The organism is Microtetraspora sp. NBRC 13810, from assembly GCF_030268685.1.
Taxonomy (GTDB): Bacteria; Actinomycetota; Actinomycetes; order Streptosporangiales; family Streptosporangiaceae; genus BSRQ01.
The window spans coordinates 1-263 of the sequence record NZ_BSRQ01000089.1; the positions used below are offsets into that span (position 1 = coordinate 1).

Here is a 263-nt window from a genome sequence, read left to right on the forward strand (position 1 = left end):
TACAGCATGCGACTCAACGCCCTATTCAGACTCGCTTTCGCTACGGCTCCCCCACCCGGGTTAACCTTGCCACACACCATAACTCGCAGGCTCATTCTTCAAAAGGCACGCAGTCACATCACAGACAATCCGAAGACTGTCTACGCTCCTACGGCTTGTAGGCACACGGTTTCAGGTACTATTTCACGACCCCTCACCGGGGCACTTTTCACCTTTCCCTCACGGTACTCGTGCACTATCGGTCATCAGGAAGTATTTAGGCT

1 rRNA gene is annotated in these 263 nt (G+C 53.2%); it reads right to left on the reverse strand.

The window, feature by feature from the left end:
* A 23S ribosomal RNA gene (locus QSK26_RS41575) occupies window positions 1–263 on the reverse strand; the annotation flags it as partial.